The organism is Ottowia thiooxydans DSM 14619 (genome assembly GCF_000422885.1).
GTDB lineage: Bacteria > Pseudomonadota > Gammaproteobacteria > Burkholderiales > Burkholderiaceae_C > Ottowia > Ottowia thiooxydans.
Genome location: NZ_AUGX01000015.1, coordinates 75,459 through 98,991, shown reverse-complemented (window position 1 = coordinate 98,991; position 23,533 = coordinate 75,459). Strand labels below are relative to the sequence as shown.

The 23,533-nt window shown below is 59.1% G+C and carries 23 protein-coding genes; 12 read left to right on the top strand and 11 right to left on the bottom strand.

Translation table 11 applies throughout. The features are described 5' to 3' along the window. Positions 1 to 24: 24 nt before the first annotated feature. From G518_RS0114785 to G518_RS0114745, 9 genes are all read left to right on the top strand, one after another. Positions 25 to 720, top strand: a complete 696-nt coding sequence (locus tag G518_RS0114785) for a Fe2+-dependent dioxygenase (protein ID WP_028603218.1) — start codon at positions 25 to 27, stop codon at positions 718 to 720. 54 nt (positions 721 to 774) lie between these two features. Next, the gene (locus tag G518_RS0114780) at positions 775 to 1,875 is read left to right on the top strand and encodes an alpha-hydroxy acid oxidase (protein ID WP_036594819.1); all 1,101 of its coding nucleotides are present in this window, start codon (positions 775 to 777) and stop codon (positions 1,873 to 1,875) included. A 112-nt stretch (positions 1,876 to 1,987) separates the two neighbouring features. After that, on the top strand, positions 1,988 to 2,221 hold the full coding sequence (locus G518_RS39330; protein WP_084651852.1) for a (2Fe-2S)-binding protein: 234 nt from the start codon (positions 1,988 to 1,990) through the stop codon (positions 2,219 to 2,221). 193 nt (positions 2,222 to 2,414) lie between these two features. Continuing rightward, on the top strand, positions 2,415 to 3,152 hold the full coding sequence (locus G518_RS0114770; RefSeq protein ID WP_051236714.1) for an energy transducer TonB: 738 nt from the start codon (positions 2,415 to 2,417) through the stop codon (positions 3,150 to 3,152). A gap of 2 nt (positions 3,153 to 3,154) precedes the next feature. Further along, positions 3,155 to 3,871 (top strand): MotA/TolQ/ExbB proton channel family protein, encoded by a 717-nt coding sequence (locus G518_RS0114765; protein WP_028603214.1) that lies wholly within the window; start codon positions 3,155 to 3,157, stop codon positions 3,869 to 3,871. Positions 3,872 to 3,892: 21 nt separating this feature from the next. Next, positions 3,893 to 4,303 (top strand): ExbD/TolR family protein, encoded by a 411-nt coding sequence (locus G518_RS0114760; protein WP_028603213.1) that lies wholly within the window; start codon positions 3,893 to 3,895, stop codon positions 4,301 to 4,303. 15 nt (positions 4,304 to 4,318) lie between these two features. Further along, entirely contained in the window at positions 4,319 to 4,519 is a 201-nt protein-coding gene (hemP, locus tag G518_RS0114755) for a hemin uptake protein HemP (RefSeq protein WP_028603212.1), read from the top strand. A 257-nt stretch (positions 4,520 to 4,776) separates the two neighbouring features. Next, positions 4,777 to 5,244: a Fur family transcriptional regulator gene (locus tag G518_RS0114750; RefSeq protein ID WP_028603211.1), complete on the top strand. Its 468-nt coding sequence runs from the start codon at positions 4,777 to 4,779 to the stop codon at positions 5,242 to 5,244. A gap of 124 nt (positions 5,245 to 5,368) precedes the next feature. Beyond that, entirely contained in the window at positions 5,369 to 5,587 is a 219-nt protein-coding gene (locus G518_RS0114745) for a SlyX family protein (protein ID WP_028603210.1), read from the top strand. 171 nt (positions 5,588 to 5,758) lie between these two features. Here the strand turns inward: G518_RS0114745 and dapA are convergent, their stop codons facing one another. The 7 genes from dapA to G518_RS0114705 form a co-directional block, all read right to left on the bottom strand. After that, positions 5,759 to 6,613: a 4-hydroxy-tetrahydrodipicolinate synthase gene (dapA, locus tag G518_RS0114740; RefSeq protein ID WP_028603209.1), complete on the bottom strand. Its 855-nt coding sequence runs from the start codon at positions 6,611 to 6,613 to the stop codon at positions 5,759 to 5,761. 420 nt (positions 6,614 to 7,033) lie between these two features. Next, complete coding sequence (locus G518_RS0114730; RefSeq protein ID WP_028603208.1) at positions 7,034 to 8,017, bottom strand: Bug family tripartite tricarboxylate transporter substrate binding protein; 984 nt, start codon at positions 8,015 to 8,017, stop codon at positions 7,034 to 7,036. A 241-nt stretch (positions 8,018 to 8,258) separates the two neighbouring features. After that, positions 8,259 to 9,047 carry a 2-oxo-3-hexenedioate decarboxylase gene (gene dmpH / locus G518_RS0114725; RefSeq protein WP_028603207.1) on the bottom strand — a complete coding sequence of 263 codons (789 nt, stop codon included), beginning with the start codon at positions 9,045 to 9,047 and terminating at the stop codon, positions 8,259 to 8,261. Positions 9,048 to 9,063: 16 nt separating this feature from the next. Then, on the bottom strand, positions 9,064 to 10,128 hold the full coding sequence (gene dmpG, locus G518_RS0114720) for a 4-hydroxy-2-oxovalerate aldolase (RefSeq protein ID WP_028603206.1): 1,065 nt from the start codon (positions 10,126 to 10,128) through the stop codon (positions 9,064 to 9,066). Between the two features lie 13 nt (positions 10,129 to 10,141). Further along, complete coding sequence (locus tag G518_RS0114715; RefSeq protein WP_028603205.1) at positions 10,142 to 11,056, bottom strand: acetaldehyde dehydrogenase (acetylating); 915 nt, start codon at positions 11,054 to 11,056, stop codon at positions 10,142 to 10,144. A 49-nt stretch (positions 11,057 to 11,105) separates the two neighbouring features. Next, on the bottom strand, positions 11,106 to 11,888 hold the full coding sequence (gene dmpE / locus G518_RS0114710) for a 2-oxopent-4-enoate hydratase (RefSeq protein ID WP_028603204.1): 783 nt from the start codon (positions 11,886 to 11,888) through the stop codon (positions 11,106 to 11,108). A gap of 98 nt (positions 11,889 to 11,986) precedes the next feature. Then, positions 11,987 to 13,447 carry a 2-hydroxymuconic semialdehyde dehydrogenase gene (locus G518_RS0114705; protein ID WP_028603203.1) on the bottom strand — a complete coding sequence of 487 codons (1,461 nt, stop codon included), beginning with the start codon at positions 13,445 to 13,447 and terminating at the stop codon, positions 11,987 to 11,989. A gap of 270 nt (positions 13,448 to 13,717) precedes the next feature. On the opposite strand from G518_RS0114705, the gene G518_RS0114700 reads away from it, so the two are divergent. Both G518_RS0114700 and G518_RS0114695 read left to right on the top strand, forming a co-directional pair. Then, positions 13,718 to 14,491 (top strand): GntR family transcriptional regulator, encoded by a 774-nt coding sequence (locus G518_RS0114700; RefSeq protein WP_028603202.1) that lies wholly within the window; start codon positions 13,718 to 13,720, stop codon positions 14,489 to 14,491. An 80-nt stretch (positions 14,492 to 14,571) separates the two neighbouring features. After that, positions 14,572 to 15,732, top strand: coding sequence for an acyl-CoA dehydrogenase family protein (locus tag G518_RS0114695; protein ID WP_028603201.1), 1,161 nt, complete (start codon positions 14,572 to 14,574; stop codon positions 15,730 to 15,732). A gap of 242 nt (positions 15,733 to 15,974) precedes the next feature. Here G518_RS0114695 and boxA read toward each other — a convergent pair whose 3' ends face one another. The 4 genes from boxA to G518_RS0114670 all read right to left on the bottom strand — a co-directional run bounded on the left by boxA (position 15,975) and on the right by G518_RS0114670 (position 21,679). Next, positions 15,975 to 17,270 (bottom strand): benzoyl-CoA 2,3-epoxidase subunit BoxA, encoded by a 1,296-nt coding sequence (boxA, locus tag G518_RS0114690; protein ID WP_028603200.1) that lies wholly within the window; start codon positions 17,268 to 17,270, stop codon positions 15,975 to 15,977. Between the two features lie 213 nt (positions 17,271 to 17,483). Next, positions 17,484 to 18,911, bottom strand: coding sequence for a benzoyl-CoA 2,3-epoxidase subunit BoxB (boxB, locus tag G518_RS0114680; RefSeq protein WP_028603198.1), 1,428 nt, complete (start codon positions 18,909 to 18,911; stop codon positions 17,484 to 17,486). Positions 18,912 to 18,963: 52 nt separating this feature from the next. Beyond that, complete coding sequence (gene boxC, locus G518_RS0114675; protein ID WP_028603197.1) at positions 18,964 to 20,607, bottom strand: 2,3-epoxybenzoyl-CoA dihydrolase; 1,644 nt, start codon at positions 20,605 to 20,607, stop codon at positions 18,964 to 18,966. Positions 20,608 to 20,758: 151 nt separating this feature from the next. After that, on the bottom strand, positions 20,759 to 21,679 hold the full coding sequence (locus tag G518_RS0114670; RefSeq protein ID WP_028603196.1) for a helix-turn-helix transcriptional regulator: 921 nt from the start codon (positions 21,677 to 21,679) through the stop codon (positions 20,759 to 20,761). A 234-nt stretch (positions 21,680 to 21,913) separates the two neighbouring features. On the opposite strand from G518_RS0114670, the gene G518_RS0114665 reads away from it, so the two are divergent. Continuing rightward, a complete protein-coding gene (locus G518_RS0114665) occupies positions 21,914 to 23,482 on the top strand; it encodes a benzoate-CoA ligase family protein (RefSeq protein ID WP_028603195.1) in 1,569 nt (522 codons plus the stop codon). Positions 23,483 to 23,533: the final 51 nt, after the last annotated feature.

The following is a 23,533-nucleotide window of genomic DNA, read 5'->3' as shown; positions in this document are numbered from 1 at the left end:
CGGCTAATTACCGCTCCAGGTCAAATGCTGCTGCACCTCAAAGGCCTGCTCACCCCCGACGAAGTAGCGCAGGCGCGCGCCCTCTTGTTGGCGCCGGATACGCCTTGGATAGACGGGCGCACCAGTGCCGGCGCACAGGCCGTTCAACAAAAAAACAACCAGCAACTGGCGCAGGAAAGCTCTTGCGCCCGCGCATTGGGAGAAATGGTGCTGGGTGCCCTGCGGCGGGATCCGGTGATGCTGTCTGCAGCCTTGCCGCGCAGGATCTTCAACCCGCTCTTCAATCGTTATAGCGGCGATGCCAATCATTACGGCCCCCATGTAGACGGGGCGGTCATGCACTCCTCAGCCAGTGGCGAATGGGTACGCAGCGATCTCTCCTGTACGGTGTTTTTCTGCGATCCGGTGGACTACGAAGGCGGAGAGCTGGTAGTGCATGGCGGCCCTGGTGAACCCTCACGCGAAGTCAAACTGCCGGCCGGAGATGCAGTGTTGTATCTTGGCACCAGTGTGCACGAGGTGCGACCGGTGACGCGAGGCGAGCGCCTGGCAAGTTTCCTATGGATCGAAAGTATGGTGCGATCGCCTGAACAACGCGCCCTGCTGTTTGACATGGATATGTCACTGCTAGCGCTACGGCAGCGACACGGAGAAACTGCCGAAGCGCGAGCCCTCACCGGCACGTACCACAACCTGCTCCGCATGTGGGCCAACACCTGAACGCTTGGGAACGTGTTCACCGGTGCAGAGCCTGACCATGAACTAAGCTTCGCCATGGCTGTTTCGCACATCACGCCCCCTCTTCAACCGGTGACTTTGGCCGACTACGAAGCCCAATCGCGCGAAAAGCTGGAGCCCGGTATCTGGGCGTACTTCAGCGGAGGCGCAGCCGATGAACTGACGCTTCGCAGAAATACCGAAGCCTGGCAGAGCCTGGAGCTATGGCCGCGTGTTCTGAGGCCATTGACCGGAGGGCATACCAAGCTGCGACTGGCAGGGCGCGAACTGGCACACCCCATCTTGCTGGCGCCCGTAGCCCACCAGAAGCTGGCACATCCGGATGGCGAACTCGGCAGTGCACTGGCCGCCGCCGCCCAAGGCGCCGGATATGTGTTGAGCACCCAATCCAGCACACCTATGGAAGCGATTGCCAGTGCGGTGTTGGACGATCCTGGTCGCGGCCCGCTCTGGTTCCAACTGTACTGGCAGCATGACCGCGCCTTCAATCTTGCGCTTGCCCAACGCGCACAAGCCGCCGGCTATGAATCACTGGTATTAACCGCCGATGCGCCAGTGAGCGGCGCGCGTGACCGCGAACGACGCTCCGGCTTCACACTGCCCACAGGCATGGGCAGTGTGCATCTGCAAAACCTGCCCGCCCCTTCATACCAACCAAGCGAGACCTACTGCGCAGGCCTGCCTGCGCACGCCCCTTGCTGGGAAGACATCGCCTGGCTACAGGAGCGAACACCCTTGCCAATCTGGCTCAAGGGCGTACTGCATCCGCAAGACGCGCTGCAGGCCAAACGACTCGGCGTGGCCGGCCTGATTGTTAGCAACCATGGCGGAAGGACGCTCGATACCGCCCCCACCACCACGCGTGCCCTGCCGCTCATTGCCAGGGCGCTGGAAGGAGGCTTACCTCTCATCGTAGACGGAGGGATTCGCCGCGGCACCGATGTTCTCAAGGCCCTGGCGCTGGGTGCCAACGCCGTGCTGATCGGCCGGCCCGCTATGCACGGCCTGGCCGTGGACGGGGCCCTGGGTGTGGCGCGCGTCATACGGCTTTTGCGTGATGAGTTGGAAATAGCCATGGCGCTGACCGGTTGCCGCACGCTGGATGAAGCCACGCCAGCGCTCCTCAGCCCCTCCTGATCGGGGCCCCGCTGCTCATTACTTTCCCCTATTGACGGCATAGCCATTGACAATGAGATTAATTCTCATTTATTATGGAGGTCAAGAATTCGCCTCCAAAGGTTATTTCATCATGATCGTTTGCGTTTGCAATCGGGTTTCAGATCGCGACATCACTCGTCATGCGCATGCGGGCATGAGCTTCGATGACATCCAGCTTGAGCTGGGTGTCGCGACGTGCTGCGGCGCCTGTGAGGGTTGCGCCCGGGACATCGTGAACCAATGCAGTGCGAGCCACCCCACCGCTGCTCTGCGCCAGGAAGGCGCAGCCAACGCGAGCGGCTTTAATAATTTCGCCGTCGCCTGACCTGGGTACCAGCAGATGAACGGTGGAGCTCTTCTGGCTTTCGGCGGTAGCTTGATCCTGGTGATCGGTGCGCTGCTGTGGGTACTGCGGCGCTAAAAATCTCTCCTTATTGAAACGCAAACCGCGGCCTTTTTTTCATTTCGTCCTGTATGGTCATGCAGCCGCAAGGGTTCCGCTGGCCGCCGCGATTACGATGTCCAACTCTTCTTCCTTGTCCCCTCAACAGACACGCACACTCCGCCTGAGCCGCAATACGGTCATTGTTGGCGGCGTACTGCTATTTCACGGTTTGGGATTGTGGGCACTTCAAAGCGGCTTGTTACGGCGCGCGGTAGAAGTGGTGGTTCCGGCTGAAATACTGGCCGAATTCATCACTCCCGCACCACCTGCGCCGGAACGCCCGCCCGTACCACCACCGCCGGCGCCCACCCCGCCGGTTCCTACACCTCCCAAACCGCGCCCCCAACCGGTTGAACGGCCACGCCCTGCGCCTGCGCCACAACCACTGGCGATCAACTCACCAGCCCCTGCGGTAGATAACGCGCCTGTCGTCACTGCGCCGGCGCCGGCGCCGGTTCCTGCGCCTCAACCGGCACCGGCGCCACCAGCTCCCCCTGCACCGCCCGCCCCACCCGCACCACCGAAAATGGTGCAACCGTCGAGCACTGCGGACTATTTGAACAACGCAGCTCCGCCCTACCCTGCCATGAGCCGCCGTCTGGGCGAAAGTGGTCGGGTTGTCGTACGGGTGTTGATCGGCCCTGACGGGCGCGCACAGGAAGCTCGAATTCAGCGTTCCAGTGGTTTTGAGCGGCTCGATCAAGTCGCTTTGGAAACCGCGCGCGACCGTTGGCGCTATAAGCCTGGCACCCGCGATGGCGTGGCGGAGGCGATGTGGTTCAACGTACCTCTTAATTTCGTTCTGGAGTAAGCATGGATTCTCAGTTTGGTCTTTATCACGTGTGGTCCCAGGGTGACTGGGTCACTCGCACGGTGTTCATCGCGTTGATTGGCATGTCGCTCGCGTCCTGGGTTGTGATCCTCATCAAGGCGCTGGATGTCATACGCGCCAAGAGCCTGGCCGCGAAAGTGGAAGGCTTCTGGCATTCCACGGACATGGCAGAAGGCTTGAACAAGCTTGGTACGTCAGACAGCAACCCTTTCCGTGAGCTGGCCATTGAAGGCCGCGAAGCAGCTGCCCACCACCGCGCTACGCAAGCCCAATTGCACGATTCGCTGGATGTGAGCGATTGGATCTCGCGCGCCCTGCGCAACAGCATCGATAACACCACCGGCAGACTGCAAGCCGGTTTGGCTATTTTGGCGTCTGTGGGCTCCACTGCTCCGTTCGTAGGTCTGTTTGGCACCGTGTGGGGTATTTATCACGCCCTGATGAGCATCGGTGCCGCCGGTCAAGCCACCATCGATAAAGTGGCCGGCCCCATCGGCGAAGCACTGATCATGACCGCGATGGGCCTGGCAGTCGCTATTCCTGCCGTGCTGGGCTACAACGCACTCGTGCGTGGCAACAAGCACATTCTGGCCAAGCTTGGTCGCTTTGCGCACGATCTTCATAGCTACTACGTCACGGGTGCCCGCGTCATTGCTGGTCCTGCAGATAGCCGCGTAGTGCCGATGAAGAAGGCATAAGATGAGTCGAGGAGCTAGATAATGGCCGGATTTATCGCCGACGATACCGACGAGGTGATGAGCGAGATCAATATGGTCCCGTTCATCGACGTGATGCTGGTGCTGCTGATCGTCTTCATCATCACCGTGCCTGTTATGAAACACGCCGTGAATGTGGAATTGCCTAACGTCTCGAACGAGAAAGAATTGATCAAGCCCGAGACGCTGAATCTTTCCGTGCAAGCCGATGGTAGCTATTTCCTGGGAGAGGAAAAGATTTCAGACGATGCACTGCCCGCACGCCTGACCGCCGAATCCGCGAAGGAGCCCCAACCAGAACTGCACATTCGTGGTGACAAGGAAGTTCGCTACGAGCGCGTGGCCATGGCCATGGCGGCGGCACAGCAGGCAGGCTTGAAGAAAATCGGTTTTATCACTGAACCCAAACGCTGAACGGGATTACCCATCATGCCAAGCGCCTCGGACATGCCCCAGCCGCATCCCTCCCAATCTGGGAAAGTGGCGGCAGCAGCCGAGCCGGCGGTTTCCCCCTCTCCACTACCTAGCAATCACCTGCTTCAAGGCCGCAAAACGATAGAGATCACTCACAACGGATCGGTCTATCGGTTGCAGGCCACCAAGCTGGGCAAACTGATCCTGACCAAGTAACAAGCCGGCATGCGGCAAGCGCCCGGCTCATAAAGCGGCCCTGTACGCTTTATCCCAGTCCAGCGGTCTATTCGCTTTGTTTCTTTCATCGTGGGAGGCGCCCGTCTGGCGCCATTGAAGAGCCTGCCAGCCGGCACCCTAGTGCTTGCCAGCGAGGCTCATTTTTTTCGTCCTCCCCCCGCCTCAGAGCAGACACGCTAAACTTCAGCGGTTACTACATCACATACAACCTGACAGCTACCGCTCTTAGCTTAACCATGCCGGAACCAGCCAAGTCCCAAGCTCATGAGCTGACCAAGCATCAGTCACTGGTGCTGGATGCGCTTGCGCGCGAAGAAACGCCATCCAGTGCGTACGCACTGTTGGACCAGCTGCGGGGTGAAGGGCTGCGTGCACCGCAACAGGTCTACCGCGCGCTGGACAAGTTGATGGAGTACGGCCTCGTGCATCGGGTGGAAAGCCTGAACTCTTTCGTGGCATGTGCGCACCCGCACGATCATGGACACGGACATGGGACCCACCTGGTTGTCTTTGCCATCTGCGACCAATGCGGACACGTGGACGAGTTCTCGGACACAGCAATCGATCGGCGCTTGAAAAGCTGGTCCCGCGAGAATTCTTTCAAATTGAACACGGCTGCAGTGGAAATGCACGGCATCTGCAGTGATTGCAGCCTCAAACCCAACTCATCGGAAGCGCCGGGCGGCCTGCACGGCACTGCGTAATTACGGACTCCCGCGACGCGTGATGAGGTGTGTGTGGCACGCCTCGCACGCGGCTCAATTGGGCAAGCTCGCAAGGAAACTGCCCCAGAGCCAGTCTTGCAGAGTGGCGCACTATGATCACCCCATGCCAACTTCTGACGACACCAACGACCGACTGACCGCACTGGAAATCAAGGCCAGCTATGGCGAAGACTTGCTCGACCAGCTCAATCTGACCATCTACCGGCAACAGCAACAGATTGATCGCCTCTTGATCGAGCTGGATGACTTGCGCAGACGGGTGCCCGAAGGTGGCTCACAAACCTCCACCAACGCACTCGACGAGAGACCACCGCACTATTGAGCCTACTGACGTTTTCGTCAATCGTGACAATCGACCTAGCCCGGTCACGTTGAGCCTAGCCTATCCTGAGCAGTCGAAGCGTCGAAGCGCCGCGCAAGGCTTCGACAGGCCCGAACGGGTATTGGTCATTATCTATAAAGTCTCAATGGGAGCCGCTTATAACGGCTTCGTCTACGCAGTCAATTTTTGAAGTTCAATCTCCAGCTCCCTGCTGACTGGTGTCATCGGCGCGCGCAGTTCATTGCGCATGCTCCCCAGTTGAGCAAGTGCAGCCTTCAACGGCCCGGGATTAGGTTCTGCAAAAGTGGCCTGTATGACCGGAACCAAGGCATGCCAGATCGGACGCGCTTCAGTGAGCTTCCCCTCCCGCAGCAAGCACGCCAGCGCAACGAACCGCTCAGGAAAAAGGTGCGCCGATGCCGCGATCGCTCCGCTGCCGCCCTCGCAAAGCACATTGAATAGATCGAGGTCTTCGCCGCAGAGCACTTCGAGGCGCCCATCGAGAATGAGAGACCGTGTCTTTTCAGGTGCGCCTCCACAGTCTTTAATGGCTGTGATTCGCTCATGCGCCGCGAGCTCCAGGAGTGTCTGCAATTCAAGCTCCACTCCAGTACGTGCCGGAATATCGTAGAGGATCACGGGAGCCTGGCTCGCGTCCGCGATTGCCGTGAAGTGGCCGATGATGCCTGCTTGCGATGGCTTGATGTAGTACGGCGCACTGACCAGTACCCCGGCAATGGGCCGGGCATTGAGTGCAGCCACACGGTCACAGACCTGTGCAGTATGGTTGCCGCTCACGCCCACCGCGACCGGCAGGCCGCCTGCTGCTGAGAGCACGGTGGCGAGCACAGCGTCTTGCTCGCGGTCATCCAGTGCAGCGGGCTCGCCCGTTGTGCCCAGGGCCACAAACCCGGAAATACCGGTGCGTGCGTAGCGCCGGACCAGCGCATCGAGCGCGATGAAATCGACGCTGCCCGCGTTGAACGGCGTCACGAGTGGAATCCAGATACCTGAAAAATGAGACATGTTTTTCCCTTGAACTCGACCGACTAAAAAGTCCGTTCAGAGGCGCGCTAGACAAGCGAGCCGGGAAAAAATGGGAGGGAGATGCCACCGGCCTGCTGTTCCGTCGCTCATCCGACGGAACAGCTGGCTCCGGTCAGATGAGCGACTGTTTCTTGGCTTTGGACTTCGCACTGACTGGCGCCGATGCGCGCTCGAGAACCACCATCGTGCAAGAAGCGACGAAGGCGTTGAGAGCGAATTGGCGAGGCAGAGAGCGAACCATGTCCCGGAGTATATCGATGATCAAGCCGCACTCCAATCCCTGCAGGGTGAGGTCAGCGCATCAGCCAGGGCCTGATAAATTTTCACCACACCATGGAGATGCTGGCTGCACCTACCCTGAACCAGCCGGCAGGGGGTGCGCCGTCTTCAGTCCGCCTTCTACTCTGCCTTGATAGCCAGCTTCTGGATCAGATCCCCCCAGCGCTTGTTCTCAGCCTTGATGAAGGCGGCAAACTCCTGCGGGGAGTTCACGCGCAGATTTCCCGAAATATTATCGAAGGCGGATTGGGCTTCGCCTGTCTTGGCACCCTCCGCCCAGGCATCGTGAAGCTTTTGCACGACAGCTGGCGGTGTCGCGGCAGGCGCCACCAGACCAAACCAAGTCTCCACCTCGAACCCAGGAAAGCCTGACTCCGCCACGGTGGGCACATCCGGCAAGGCCTTGGAGCGTTTGGCAGACGTCACGGCAAGAGCTTTCAACTTTCCAGCCTTGATGTGCTGCAAGGTGGTCGCCAGCGAGCTTTCCATACTGAGTTGAATCACTCCGGACAGCAAATCAGGAATGATCTGGCTGGAGCCTTTGTAGGGAATACTGGTGAGCTGAATACCGGCCACTGACTGCAGCAATTCGGCGGCCAGGTGGTTGCTGGTGCCAATGCCGGAAACGGCGTATTGCAGTTTGCCTGGATTGGCTTTTGCGTACGCCACCAAGCCCTTCAAATCACTGAACGGTGCCGAAGGATTGATCACAACAACGCAAGGCGTGGTGCCCACAAGAGAAATCGGCGCCAGATCCTTCTCGACGTTAAAAGGAAACTTGCTGTACAGGTGCGGACCTATCGCCAGGCTGCTGATGGCGGCCAGGGCAATGGTGTAGCCATCTGCCGCAGCCTTGGCGACCGCATCCGTGCCAATGTTGCCACCGGCGCCGGCTTTGTTTTCAACCACGAATTGCTGGCCCAGTTTGTCACCCATAGCCTTGGCAGCCGTGCGGCCCATGATGTCGGTGGGGCCGCCGGGCGGAAATGGGACGATCAGTTTCACCGGCTTGGCAGGGTACGCCGCTTGTCCCCATGCCAGGGTGGGCAGAGTACCGGTACTTGCTACTGCCGCTGCGGCGGCGATCAGATGGCGTCGTTTCATGAGGTCTCCTGATAAAAATGAGTTTTGAGTGAACTAAGAGCCAATTTCGAGTGAGCACGGCTTCCGGACGCCGGGCACTGAGCCGTGGGCGCACACCCGCGCGCCAACGCCCTCCCGCTTAAGGGGAAAGCGAGTTAAAGCCAGCAGGGTTCCCTATGACAACGCTGGAAAAATCTTGCGTGACCCTAGGGTTTGGAAAGACTACGGGGAAGCCTCGTACTGAAGCACGACCGCTCCTGAATCAAACGAATCGTGTTGAAACGCTGCCCATGCCTTGCACCCGCAGCGTGACGTTGTCGCCGGCCTTGACTGATACCGCCTCGGTGATCCCGCCAGAGAGCACCAAGCTTCCCGCCGGCAGGCTCTTGCCGCGCCGGCCCAGGTGATTGACCAGCATGGCCACTGCGGCAGCCGGATGACCCAGCACGGCAGCTCCGGCGCCAAGCGCCACCACTTCGCCATTCTTTTCCAGCACGATCCCGGTGGTACGCAAATCCACACTGCGCGCATCTACGGCATGGCCACCCACGACGAAACGTGAAGCGGATGTGTTGTCTGCCACCACGCTCTTCAAATCGAACTTGAAGTCGCGATAGCGGCTGTCGATGATCTCGATCCCAGGCAGGACGATGTCGCTCGCGGCGAGCACGTTGGCGATGCTGCAACCAGGGCCTTTCAGCTCCGCCTTGGTCACAAAACAGATTTCGGGTTCGACCTTGGGGTGAATCAACTCGCTGACTTTGATCTCAGCACCTTCGGCCACGATGTAGTCATCGACGAGGAAGCCGAACACGGGGTCGGTCACACCCATCTGCTTCATTTTGGCGTGTGAAGTCAGGCCCGCTTTGTAACCCGCCATGCGAGCGCCGCGTGCAAGCTTGGCGGCCAGGATACGGTCTTGAATAGCGTAGGCGTCATCCCAGTCCATGTCCGGGTGGGTGTCGGTCACCTTCAGTGTGTCTTTGCGTTCCAACTGGCAATTTTCCAGATGAAGTGCCAGTTGGTCGAGAGTTTGCTTATCAAGTGCCATGTTCGTTCGTCTCCAGTCAGGCAGCCTTGCGCGCTGCAGTTTCGCGTGCTTTGGCCAGGGTGAGTGCCGTGTCTTCGATCATGTCTTCCTGTCCACCAACCATGCCGCGGCGGCCCATCTCCACCAGGATCTCGCGCGCCGGCACGCCGTACTTCTTCTCCGCGCGCTTGGCAAACAGCAGGAACGATCCGTAGACGCCTGCATAGCCCAGCGTGAGCGCATCGCGATCACAGCGAATGGGGAAATCCATGATGGGCACCACAAGGTCTTCCGCCACATCCTGAATGGCGAAGACATCCACCCCGGTCTCAATACCCATGAGATCGCACACCGCAACCAGGATTTCCATGGGGGTGTTGCCCGCACCAGCGCCCAGACCTGCGGCGGCTGCGTCGATGCGGTTGGCGCCTGCTTCAATAGCGGCGATCGAGTTGGCCACGCCCATCGCGAGGTTGTGATGACCATGAAAGCCCAGTTCAGTTTCAGGCCGAAGTGCCTGGCGAACCCGGCTGAGCTTTTCCTTGGTATCTCCCGGCAGCATGTGGCCAGCCGAATCGGTGATGTAGATACAGTTGGCCCCGTAGCTCTCCATCAGCTTGGCCTGAGTGACCAGGCCTTCAGGGGTATGCATGTGGCTCATCATCAGGAAGCCGACGGTATCCATATCCATCTTGCGGGCCATGGAGATGTGCTGCTCGCTCACATCGGCCTCGGTGCAGTGGGTGGCTACGCGAATGGTGTGCACACCGAGCTCGCGCGCCATCTTCAGATGATCGACAGTGCCTATGCCGGGTAGTAGCAGCGCCGACACCTTGGCTTGCTTCATGAGCGGAATGACCGCGCCAAGATACTCTTCATCGGTATGCGCGGGAAATCCGTAGTTGACTGAACTGCCGCCGAGGCCATCGCCATGGGTGACTTCAATCAGCGGCACGCCGGAGGCATCCAGCCCCTGGGCAATGGTGGTCATCTGCTCCAGCGTCATCAGGTGGCGTTTGGGATGCATGCCATCGCGCAGCGTCATGTCGTGCACGGTGATTTTCCTGCCCTTCAGAGCGCCCGCGTTCGTTTGTCTGTTCATGTTCGCTTCTCCTTCAGGCGGCGACGGGTTGGAGCTTGAGAGTGCCGGCAAGGATCTCTTCGGCGAACATTTCAGCTGTTCGCGCAGCAGCGGCTGTCATGATGTCCAGGTTGCCTGCGTACTTGGGCAGGTAGTCCCCCAGGCCCTCGACTTCCAGGTAAATGGAAACCCGATTGCCATCGAACACGGGGCCATTGACCAGCCGGTAGCCCGGAACATATTTCTGCACTTCGCCAATCATGTCGTGGACACTTTTGGTGATCGCGGCCTGGTCAGGCTCATCAACGGTCAGGCAATGCACGGTGTCTCGCATGATCAGCGGCGGTTCTGCTGGATTGATGATGATGATGGCCTTGCCTTTTTGCGCGCCACCCACTTTCTCCACCGCCCCAGCCGTGGTGCGCGTGAACTCATCGATGTTTTTTCGCGTACCAGGGCCGACCGAACGGCTGGATACCGTGGCCACGATTTCGCCATAAGCCACAGCCTGCACTCGACTCACGGCCGCCACCATGGGGATAGTGGCCTGGCCACCGCAGGTGACCATGTTGACGTTCATCTCCGCCTTGCCTACGTGCTGCTTGAGATTGACGGGTGGCACGCAATAAGGACCGATAGCGGCGGGCGTCAGGTCGATCATCATGGCGCCCTCCGCATTGACCTTGCGCGAGTTCTCGGCATGAACGTAAGCGCTGGTAGCATCAAAGACAATTTGAACGCCGTCTTGCCTGATGTGAGGAATCAACCCGTCCACGCCATCAGCGGTGGTCTTGATGCCCATTTCACGGGCACGCTTCAGCCCGTCAGAGGCAGGATCAATGCCCACCATCCACACTGCTTCCAGCACCGGGCTGCGCTGGAGCTTGGCCAGCAAATCCGTACCGATGTTGCCAGGGCCGATCAAGGCACATTTGACTTTCTTGCTCATGAATTTTTCCTCGAAATCTCGATGACGTGAGGGATTGGTTCACACCTTCTCAGGTGAATCGCACGGAGCAGGAACCGATGCCGCCGATGCTCACGCGCAGGTTGTCGCCAGCCTTCACCGGAACCATGATCGCCAACGATCCGGACAACACCACCTCACCCGCCTCCAACGCAATTCCATGCGCACCAAGCGTATTGGCCAACCAGGCGACCGCGTTGGCCGGGTGCCCCAAGGCAGCGGCGCCAGCACCTGTGGCAACGATCTCGCCATTTTTCTCCAGCACCATGCCGCAGGTGGCGAGATCCACATCACGCACATCCACCAGCCGGTCGCCGAGTACGAACACCCCACAACTGGCGTTGTCCGCCACGGTGTCCTGGATCTTGATCTTCCAGTCCTGAATGCGCGAATCCACAATTTCAAAGCAAGCCATCACGCCTTCAGTGGCGGCCAGCACATCCGCTGCAGTCACCCCTGGGCCCTTCAGCGTTCGCTTGAGCACAAAGGCAATTTCACCTTCGGCCTTGGGCTGGATCAGCGTACTGGCCTCAATGGCCTCGCCTTCGTTGTAGACCATGCCGTCGGTCAGCCAGCCGAAATCAGGTTGATACACGCCCAGCATGTTCATGACCGCTTTCGAGGTCACGCCGATCTTCTTGCCCACCACTTTCTCGCCAGCATCGAGGCGGCGTTTCATCATCCGCTGCTGGATGGCGTAGGCGTCGTCGATGCTGATGTCAGGGTGGCGATTGGTCAACGGCTCTAGTGTGCGGCAGGCCTTGAGCGCTTCGTAGAGCTCATCGCCCAGTTGGTTGATATGTTCGTTTTTCATGTCACCTCAGCTTTTCTAATGACTTTCGGCACTCGAGCGGGGCGGTCATCCGCGGGCCGCGCGGCCCATAGGCTCACCGATGACCTAAGCGCTACGCCCTAAAACTTGACCATCACGTTGCGAAGATCTGTGTAGAACTCGAACGAATGCACACCGCCCTCGCGCCCGATGCCTGACTGCTTGGAACCGCCGAATGAGGTGCGCAGATCGCGCAAGAACCAGCTGTTGATCCAGCACAGCCCCACTTCAATGGATTGCGCCATGCGGTTGGCACGACCAATATCCTGGGAATAAATGGAAGTCGCCAGGCCGTAGGGGTTGTTATTGACCTTGGCCACCACCTCTTCTTCAGTGTCGAACGGCGAGATATGGCAGCAGGGACCGAAGATTTCGTCCGTGATGACGGCTGCGGTTTCCGGCAGGCCGGTCCAGATGGTGGGCTGCACCCAGCACCCATCTTTGAGCGATTCCGGCATGTCCGGCACACCGCCACCGGTGACCACCGTGGCCCCTTGATCCTTAGCTTTTTGATAGTAGGACAGTACCTTTTTCTGGTGTTCCTTGCTGATGACCGGACCGATCTTCGTGTCTTTCTCAAACGGCAGACCGGGCTTCATACCTTCTGCTTTAACTTTCAGCGCAGCCACGAACTTATCGAAGATGGGGCGCTCCACGTAGACGCGTTCCGTGCCCAGGCACACCTGGCCCGCATTCTCAAAGCAGGACCGGGTCACGGTATCTACAGCGGTCTGGAAATCACAATCAGCGAACACAACAGCGGCATTCTTGCCGCCCAGCTCCATCGACACCGGACGAACCCCTACCGCTGCGGCTTGCATGATGGCAGTGCCGGTACGTGTTTCACCAGTGAATGTGATGCCATTCACACCGGGATGCTTGGTTAGAAACTCACCGGCCGAGCCGGGGCCAAAACCTTGCACCACGTTGTACACCCCTTTGGGCATGCCTACGGCATTCATTACCTCGCCCAGCAACGTGGCGGTGGCGGGGGTGTCTTCAGAGGGTTTCACCACCACCGTGTTCCCGCACGCCAAGGCCGGGCCCACTTTCCAGGTCATGAGGAGAAGGGGCAGGTTCCAGGGGCAGACCACGGCGATCACACCACGCGGTACGCGCACGCCGTAGCTGAGCGCCGTCTTGCCATCTGGCGTGCGCATGTTGAATGATTCCGTCGACATGCTTTTGATGGTGTCGGCGAAAACCTGAAAGTTGGCCGCACCGCGTGGAATGTCCACGTGCGAAGCCAGATCGTATGGCTTGCCGGTGTCAGCGATCTCTGCCTGCAGGAAATCGTCGAACCGCCGGTTGATCTCATTGGCCACGGCGTCCAACAACTTGACCCGCTCGCCAATGGCGAGCCGGCCCCAATCGCCCTTGAGTGCCGCACGGGCAGCGATTACGGCGGCATCCACTTCTGCATGACCTGCTTCGAAGACGTTGCCGATGAGGCTGTTGTCCACCGGATTGCGGTTCTCGAAGGTCTTGCCGCTGGCGTTACGGACGTACTCGCCGTTGATGAAGTTAAGAAACTCTTTCATATCACCCCTGATTTCAGGCACTCTGGCGCGCCGTTGCTTGGATGGAGCCGATTCTAGAAGCGCATTCGTGCCGTGTCCACAAAAATATCGATAATTTATTGGATGCCTTAGATTTACCAGCAGCACATTCCAAATTATCGAAATATTTATCGATATTTAAGTGAAATCAGTCCTTTCCTGAAAACGAGCTACGCGCATGACTGCTATGCTCCGGCTACCGCGCCAACTCTTTCAGGACACCGCTCAGGCGCCCGCCAGCGCCGCGAACCCATGGTCAAACGATCCGCCCTTCCCACACCGCCTGCAGAAGGCTCTTTTCCGAGCGATGACACGACCACGCCGCGCACGCTGATCGAGCGCGCCTATACGCAGTTGCGTGACGACATCGTGGACGGCCGCATTGCACCGGGAGAGAAACTGCGGGTGGAGCATTTGCGGGCCCGCTACGATGTGAGCGCGGGCACCTTGCGTGAAGCACTTAATCGCTTGGTGAGCGATGCCTTGGTTGAGGCGGAAGGCCAGCGGGGCTTTCGGGTCGCACCCATCACGGTTCAGGATCTGGACGACCTGACGGATCTCCGGGTGCGCATTGAGATCGAGGCGCTCAGGCAATCCATACGGCACGCCGATGAAGCGTGGCGCCAGGAACTGCAGCAGGTCTACGCCCGGATGTCAGCCATTGAGCAACCGATTCTTCCGGAGCTTGTTCAGCGCTGGGAGGCCTTGAACACCCAATTCCACGAATTGCTGGTGGCCAACTGCGGTTCCGCCTGGACCGTGCGGCTGCTGCGCATACTGAATCGCCATAGCGAACGCTATCGACGCTACGCGATCGACCTGGGCCAGGGCAAGCGCAACGTGCACGAGGAACACCGCGGCATCTTTGAAGCCGCCATGGCCGGAAATGAATTCCGCGCGGCCCTGGAACTGGAGGCGCATATCCGCGCCACGCCGGAGTTGTTAAAGGCCGCAGCGCGGGAAGGCATAGATGTGTTCCGCGCTTCACCTGAATCAGCTGCACAGGCTCGCCCCGCTATCGCATGACTCAACGCTCGGCTTAACCTAAGCTATGGGCTGTTGCCCGCCTTCCGATCGGCGGAATCAATCTGCGGAAACACGCCACCATGCTCAATGAAACCGACCAGTACCAGGAAATTCGCGACGCTATCCGCCACCTATGCGGGCAATTCCCCGATGAGTATTTCCGCAAAGTAGACGAGCAACGAGGCTATCCGGAGGAGTTCGTTGATGCGCTCACGCGAGCGGGATGGATGGCCGCCTTGATTCCAGAGGAGTACGGTGGCTCCGGCCTTTCGATGGCCGAGGCGTCGGTCATCATGGAAGAGATCAACCGCTCCGGCGGAAACTCTGGCGCATGCCACGGCCAGATGTATGTGATGAACGCCATCGTCCGCAGCGGCTCCGAAAAGCAAAAGCGCGATCTCTTGCCTCGCATCGCCAGTGGTGACTTGCGTATCCAATCCATGGGGGTCACGGAGCCCACGACCGGCAGCGACACCACCAAGCTCAAGACCACGGCCATCAGGAAGGATGGCCGCTGGGTGATCAACGGTCAGAAAGTGTGGATTTCCCGCATCCAGCACAGCGACATGATGATCTTGCTGGCCCGCACAACGCCTCTGGCTGAAGTACAAAAACGCTCAGAGGGCTTGAGCTGCTTTCTGATCGATTTGAAGGAGGCTATGAGCCAGGGACTCACCGTACGCCCCATCCTCAACATGGTCAACCACGAGACCAACGAGCTGTTTTTCGACAATCTTGAGATCCCTGAAGAAAACTTGCTGGGGCCGGAGGGGAAAGGCTTCAAGACCTTGCTTGACGGACTCAATGCGGAGCGCACCTTGATCGCCGCTGAATGCATTGGTGATGGGTATTGGTTCATCGACAGGGCGACGCGCTACGCCAAGGAACGCGTGGTGTTCGGGCGCCAGATCGGCCAGAACCAGGGCATTCAGTTTCCCATTGCCGAATCACTCATAGAGCTCGAAGCCGCCAACCTCATGCGCTGGAAGGCTTGCGAGAAGATCGATGGGCACCAGAACGCGGGCGCAGCTGCCAATATGGCCAAGCACCTGGCGGCGAAAGCGAGTTGGGAGGCGGCGAATGTGTGCCTGCAAACACATGGGGGCTTTGGCTTCGCCTGTGAATACGATGTGGAACGAAAGTTTCGTGAAACCCGGCTTTATCAAGTGGCGCCTATTTCTACGAACATGATTTTCAGCTATGTGGCTGAGCATATTCTGGGGCTTCCGAAGTCGTATTGAGGTTCTGAGGGCTTGGTTTGCAGGGACTGCAGTGACAGTTCAACGGCTGCTGACCCTCACGCCGCAGCCGGCCGCCCCAACCCTCTCCCGCAAGCGGGAGAGGGGGTGAGACACCTCGCCGCGCGCGTTTCGTGCGAGGGGAGCAATTCAGAATCAGAAGGCCGCGGAGCTGGCTTTGCCAGGCCGCTGGCTGCGTCCCCCTCAGGGGGATGGCGCGTAAGCGACTCAGGGGGAGCCCTTGGTCAATACGTCTCGAGATGCAAGCGGCCTTCTTTCTTGAGCTTGCCGCCGACCTCTTCCCAGTTCAGACCGGCGTTTTGCGCCACGTCGCTGAGCGCCAGCACCACGCCTTCCTCCATGCTCTTCAAGCCGCAGACATAGATGAAGGTGTTTGGATCTTTCAGTAGCGCGACCAGATCAGCGGAGCGTTCGCGCATCAAATCTTGCACGTACTTTTTTGGCTGATTTGGCGTGCGGCTGAAAGCGAAACTGGTGTCGATGAAATCCTTGGGCAGGCTTTGCAGCGGCCCGAAGTAAGGCAACTCTTCCTTGGTGCGTGCACCGAAGAACAGCATCAGCTTGCCACCTTCGAATTTTCCTGACGCGCGCAAGCGCCGACGCCATTCGGTCATGGCACGCATGGGGGCTGACCCCGTGCCGGTGCAAATCATCACGATGTTCGATTTCGGATGGTTAGGCATCAGGAAGCTCGTGCCGAAAGGCCCGGTCACCTGCACCTGATCACCGACGTTCAGATCGCACATGTAGTTGCTGGCGACTCCGCGCACTGGGTTGCCCTGATAGTCTTCCAGCACACGTTTGATGGTCAGGCTGATGTTGTTGTAGCCTGGCCGTTCACCATTGCGGGGGCTGGCAATGCTGTATTGGCGTGGATGATTGGGTTTGCCGCGCGCGTCCAACCCAGGCGGTATGACGCCAATGCTCTGGCCTTCGAGTACAGGAAATGGCATGTTGCCGAAGTCCAGCACGATGTGGTGCGTGTCGTACTCTTTTCCTACTTCTGTGACTCGCACGTTCCCCACCACGGTGGCGGTCACGAATTTCTCAGCCGACTTGGGCCCATAGAGATTCGCGTACGCATGCGCAGCCGACCAGGGAGGCGTGGTCGCGCCATAGGCGGAGGAGTTGAACGGTGCCTCTCCAGTGGGATCCGAAGCCGGGGTGGCGGCTTGCTCTTGCACCAGAAGATCCGCAGCGGCGTCATCTCCACTGCCAACACCTTGCTCTGCCAATTGCTCCGCCGTGAGCTCCACGGGAAGGGAGTCCCAGCCCAGTTGCTCTTCAATGGTGTAGGGCTTGATGCGTGGCATCAGTCGCCAGTTGTCGATGCTTCCAGTGGGGCAAGGCGAGATGCAATCCATGCACCCGTTGCAGATATCTGCCTTCACCACGTAATTCATTGAATCGTGCGTGATGGCGCCGACGGGGCAGATAGCCTCGCAGGTGTTGCATCGGATACAGATCTCGGGATCGATCAGATGCTGTTTGAGGACGGAGGAATCGGTAGAGGTTTCCATGATGGCGGTTTTTTCGTGGGGCGCTAACTTTCAATCCCCTCCCACTCTGGGTAGGGCAAGGGCCGGCCAACCGGTGAGGCATGCAGCGCTACCCATGGAAAAGCCGCATGCCCCCTCCCCTGCCCTTCCCCAGCGGGGGAAGGAGCCCCTCACCTCTACCCGCTGGCGAGAGAAGGAGAAGTGCAAGGCTGCACAAGAATAACAAACACGCTCTTAGTTGAAACGCACGTACTCGAAATCCACTGGCTGGCGGTTCACGCCCATGACTGGCGGGGCAATCCAGTTGGCGAACTTACCGGGCTCCACAACCCGGCCCATGAGCGAGCCCACGTAGGCGCGGTCTTCGTCGCTCGGCAACCATTCGTTGACGCGTTTGCTCCACTCTTGCTCGCTCACGACACGGCCGTCTGGAGCGATCTTGGCACCAGAGAGAGCGCCAATGTTGCGGTGGAAGGCCTTGTGCGGAACCGTGAGCTTGACGGAGATGCCCGCCTTCTCGATCACGCGGTTCCAACGCTCGACACCGGCCCTGGAATCAGTGATGTAGTCGTCACGCAGCACTTCGTTGAGCGCATTGAGCATGGGGACTTCTTTTTCGACCAACTTGTCACCCACGACGTTCAGCACCTTGTAGGTCTGGCCTTTGAGCAGGTGATCATCCACGCGCTTGCCTTCTTCGTAGCGGCCTTTCAAGCCCGTGCTGTAGAAAGTGGCGGCGTTGCTAGACTCGTCTGCACCGAACAGATCAATGGTGACGCTGTAATGGAAGTTGATGTAGCGTTGGATCGTGGGCAGATCGATCACGCCCGCTGCGCGCAGCTTGGTCACGTCATCGGTCTTGAGCTCGTTCATGGCGTTGACCGTGCGCTGGATCACACGAGAGATTCCGGACTCACCCACGAACATGTGGTGGGCTTCTTCGGTCAGCATGAACTTGGTCGTGCGGGCCAGCGGATCGAAGCTGCTTTCGGCGAGTGCGCAGAGCTGGAACTTGCCGTCACGATCGGTGAAGTACGTGAACATGAAGAAGCTGAGCCAATCAGGCGTCTTCTCATTGAATGCCTGCAGGATACGTGGGTTGTCCGCGTTGCCGCTGTTACGCTCCAGCAGTGCCTCGGCTTCCTCGCGGCCATCACGGCCGAAGTAGCGGTGCAGCAGGTACACCATGGCCCACAGGTGGCGGCCCTCTTCCACGTTCACCTGGAACAGGTTGCGAAGGTCGTACTGACTAGGGCAGGTCAGGCCCAGGTGGCGTTGCTGCTCGACAGAAGCGGGCTCAGTGTCACCCTGCGTGACGATGATGCGGCGCAGATTGGCACGGTATTCGCCAGGCACATCTTGCCAGACGGCTTCGCCCTTGTGATCGCCGAAGTGAATCTTGCGGTCTTGCTCGCCAGGGTTCAGAAAGATGCCCCAACGGTAATCAGGCATCTTGACGTGACCAAACTGCGCCCATCCCTGCGGGTCTACGCTGATTGCGGTACGCAGGTATACGTCGAAGTTTTGCGAACCGTCCGGCCCCATATCGTTCCACCATTGCAGGTAGTTGGGCTGCCAGTGTTCCAGCGCGCGTTGCAGCGTGCGGTCTTCCGACAGATTGACGTTATTGGGGATCTTTTCGCTGTAATCGATGCTGCTCATGGTGGGACTCCTCTAGGAAAAGTAACGCGTTGGATGTGCGAGGCGTGGAGATTTAGACGCGGTTCAGATCGAACTGAGCCTTGTCGCCCTTGCCGTACACCTTGAGTGCACCCTTTTCGCCCACGGCGTTGGGGCGCTGGAAAATCCAGTTCTGCCAGGCGGTCAAGCGACCGAAGATGCGGGTGAGCATGTTCTCGCGCTGAGCGAAGCGCAGGTTGGCTTCCAGACCGGTGAGCGCGTCCGGGCTCATGGCGGCACGCTCTTCAAAAGCAATGCGGATCTCATCTGCATAGTCAATATCGTCTGGCGTGGCGGTAACCAGGCCCAGCGCCAAGGCATCTTTAGGCCCCAGAGCTTTACCTGCGGCGTCGCGGACTGCGTCCATGGCACTTTGCTCTTCATAGAAGCGGCGCGCCAGGCGCGACTGACCATTGACCATGGGCAGCAAACCGAAGTTGAACGAATCAAGCGTGATGCTGGCAGCTTGTTCGTCGTCAAGCATATAAGTGCGGTCTGCGCAGAAAGCCAGCTCCGCCAGGATGCCGGCGAAGCACGAGCCTGGCTCCACCAGCGCAAACAGTGAGCGCGATGTGACATCAAGGCGTGCGAAGGTACGACGCAGCATGCCAATGGTTTCGTTGACGAACCAATGGCTGCTGTTGGCTTCCAGCGCCGCGCCAACGGCCAGCACAGCAGCGGCTTCACCGGTGGTCTTGAGTACCCAGGTGCCAATGTCCAATTCATTGGTACGCATGTGCAGGATGGCGTCATCCAGTTCACGCGCCATGGCCAGCGGCCACCAAGCCACGCCTGCGGCTTCGATGCCTGCGATGTCTTTCGGTTGTACCGCTGCGGGCGCCTTGATGGTGAAGACGGCTTGGCGTTTGACACGGTCAATCGTCACCTCTACATGCGAGTAGCTAACTTTGTCGCCGTCCACTTGGCGCTCAAGGGGCGTCAGAGCCACGCCTTTGCCGCTGCCGCGGTGGCTGCTGGCAGACAACTCAGCCGCACGCTTGGCCACGGTTTCCTTGAACACCTGCGGCTTGGCAATGGCATCAACCAGGCGCCAATCGACAGCGCGCTGACCGCGCACACCCTCTACGCTGGTGCAGAAGATGTCTGCCAGATCATGGCGGACATGGCGTTTATCCGTGACGCGGGTCAAGCCGCCGGTGCCAGGCAGCACGCCCAGCAAAGGCACTTCGGGCAGGCTGACGGAAGAGTTGCGGTCATCCACCAGGATGATTTCATCGCAAGCGAGAGCCAGCTCATAGCCACCGCCGGCGCATGCGCCGTTGACCGCCGCGATGAATTTCAGGCCGCTGTGCTTGCTGCTGTCTTCCAGGCCGTTGCGCGTTTCGTTGGTGAATTTGCAGAAGTTCACCTTCCATGCATGGCTGGAAACGCCCAGCATGAAGATGTTGGCGCCAGAGCAGAACACTTTGTCCTTGGCGCTGGTCACGATGACGGACTTGACTTCTGGGTGCTCAAAGCGGATGCGCTGCACGGCATCGTGCAATTCAATATCTACCCCCAAGTCATAGCTATTGAGCTTTAGCTTGTAGCCAGGACGCAGGCCAGCGTTTTCATCAATATCGATCGCCAAATGCGCCGTGCTGCCCTCGAAGGAGAGCTTGAGGTGGTGGTATTGGCTTGGTTCAGTCCGGTAATCGACGGTCAGCTCTTGCGACATGGGAATCCTTTGGGCTAGATTTTTCTAGTGACGGCGCTGTGGCTGGCTTGTGAGATGAATCAAGATGCGCCGGAAAGCCAGTACATGAATAATAGTGCATGTTCAGATTGCCGTCAATGCATTTTATTGCAACAATCTATTCGAGGCAGGTTCAGGTGACTACGTTGGCGCGCACCAGGTCTCGCAACGCGTGGAACGCGGAATCCTCGTCCGGGTGGTGGCTGGTGTCAAAACGCAGATCCGCCTTGGCATAAAAGGCAGATCTGCCCGCCAGGATGCGCTTCAAATCCTCCATAGCCTCAGGACTGGCCGCCATGGGACGCATATCACCCTGCGCCGCCACTCGCGACATGTGATCTGTAGCGTCAGCCTGCAGCCACACTGTGGTGCAGTGCTGTAGCAGCAAGTTGAAATTAGCGGCATCCGCCACCAGACCACCAGGTGTGGCGATCACTACTTCGGGGTAGATTTGAATGGCTTCTTCCAGCGCTCGACGCTCATAGCGACGGTAGGCATTGGTGCCGTAGAGATTGTGGATTTCGTTGATGCTGCAACCAGCGAATTGCTCAATTTCCCGGCTGAGTTCGATAAAGGCATAGCCCAGATCAGCGGCCAGGCGCTGGCCTAGCGATGTTTTGCCCGCGCCGCGCAGGCCAATCAGCGCAATGCGAGCACCCTTGGCCCGGTCTGACCCGGCGTGATGAAACATCTCGCTGAGTGACTGACGCGCACGGCGCAAATCACTTTCTCCGCGGCGCTCCAGCAACTCACGGATCATCAACCATTCTGGCGATGACGTGGTCACATCGCCCAGCAACTCGGCAAGCTCGCATTGCAGCGCGTTCGCCACTTGCAAAAGCACCAATATAGATACGTTGCCGGTGCCGTATTCCAGGTTCGCCAGGTGCCGCTCCGACACTTCAGCCGACTTGGCGACGGCTTTACGCGTCATGCCGCGACGAAGGCGGAGTGTTCGCACCCGCTCGCCCAGGGCGACGAGGAAAGGGTGGCGCACGGCATCCGGCGCAGGGGACGCAGTGGCGGCCAGGGGGGACGCTTCTTCAATCTCCATGCTCATTCTCTGTTTTGATCGGCTTGACATGCACTTTACTGCATGTTAGGGTTGGCACAATAATGCATTTCACCACGGGGGCGCTGAAATATCAATTCCGAAAGGCTTTGATTTTTTGACGCCACAGGCGCGGACTTGTTCCGACAGCAGTCCACGAAGGACACTCGCCCCCGTCGTACGATTCGTTTAGAAAAAGCCAGCCATTACGCCAGCCCTTAATTGGAGACAAAACCCATGAGCACTCCTGCCGCACTGCCAGAGCGTTTCAATTTCGCGGAGCACCTGCTCGCACAAAACACAACCCACCCGGAAAAGCCGGCGTTCATCGACGACAGCGGCTCGCTCGCCTACGGAGTACTTGATGAACGCGTGCGCCGCATGGCCGCCGCCTTGCGCAGCTTGTTTCTGCGCCGGGAAGAACGTGTGCTGGTCTTGATGCACGATGGCAACGACTGGCCTGTGGCGTTCCTCGGCAGCGCCTTTGCTGGTTTGGTGCCCGTGGCCGTGAACACGCTGCTCACGGCAGACGACTACGCCTACATGCTGGAGCACTCGCGCGCCCAGGCTGTATTGGTATCCGGAGCGTTGCTGCCCACACTGAACGCCGCGTTGACCAAGAGCGATCATGAGGTTCAAAAGGTGGTGGTCTCGCACCCTCAGGCGCCACTTCACCCTTCGGAGATCGAATTCGAAGCTTTTCTGGCGGCGCATGCGCCTTTGGACAAGCCAGCACCCACCACACCGGATGACCCTGGCTTTTGGCTTTATTCGAGTGGTTCCACCGGACGCCCCAAGGGAACCGTGCACTCCCATGGAAATCCTTACTGGACTTGCGAGCTCTATGCGAAAGACGTGCTGGGCTTGAATGAAAGCGACATCTGCTTTTCCGCCGCCAAGTTATTTTTCGCCTATGGCCTGGGCAACGGCCTCACCTTCCCGATGAGCGTAGGTGCCACCACTCTTTTGATGGGTGAACGACCTACTCCCGAGGCCACCTTTAAGCGCTGGGTGGGCTTGGTGGGAGACGTCAAACCCACCGTGTTCTTTGGCGCGCCCACCGGGTTCGCAGGCATGCTCGCGCACCCCCAGTTGCCGGCGCGCGAACAGGTCGCGATGCGACTCGTTTCGTCAGCTGGTGAAGCCTTGCCGGCCGAACTAGGGGAGCGCTTCAAGGCCCACTTTGGCGTGGACATTGTGGATGGCATAGGCTCAACCGAGATGCTGCACATCTTTCTCTCCAACCGGCCTGACAGGGTTCGCTACGGCACCACCGGTTGGCCCGTCCCCGGCTACGAGGTAGAACTGCGCGGCGACGATGGCAAACCCGTCCCAGATGGCGAGCCGGGAGACCTTTTCATTCAAGGCCCATCCGCCGCCATGATGTACTGGGGCAATCGCCAAAAAACCCGCGATACCTTCCAGGGCGGCTGGACCAAAAGCGGCGACAAATACGTACGCAATGAAGATGGCAGCTATACGTACGGCGGCCGCAGCGACGACATGCTGAAGGTGAGCGGGATTTACGTGAGCCCGTTTGAGGTCGAAGCCACCTTGGTGCAGCACCCCGCTGTGTTGGAAGCAGCCGTCATTGGCAAGGAAGATGCTGAAGGGCTCACCAAGACCAAGGCGTTCGTGGTGCTCAAATCAGGCCAAAAGGCGACAGAAGATGAGCTCAAAGCGTTCGTGAAGGATAGGCTTGCACCTTACAAGTACCCACGTTTTATCGAGTTCGTGACCGACCTGCCAAAAACCGCCACGGGGAAAATACAGCGATTCAGGTTGCGGGAGCAAGAGCGCGGGTAAGGGCGCTCAAGGCTTGCAAGTCCAAAGGGAACCGGTCAGGACGGGTTTCGT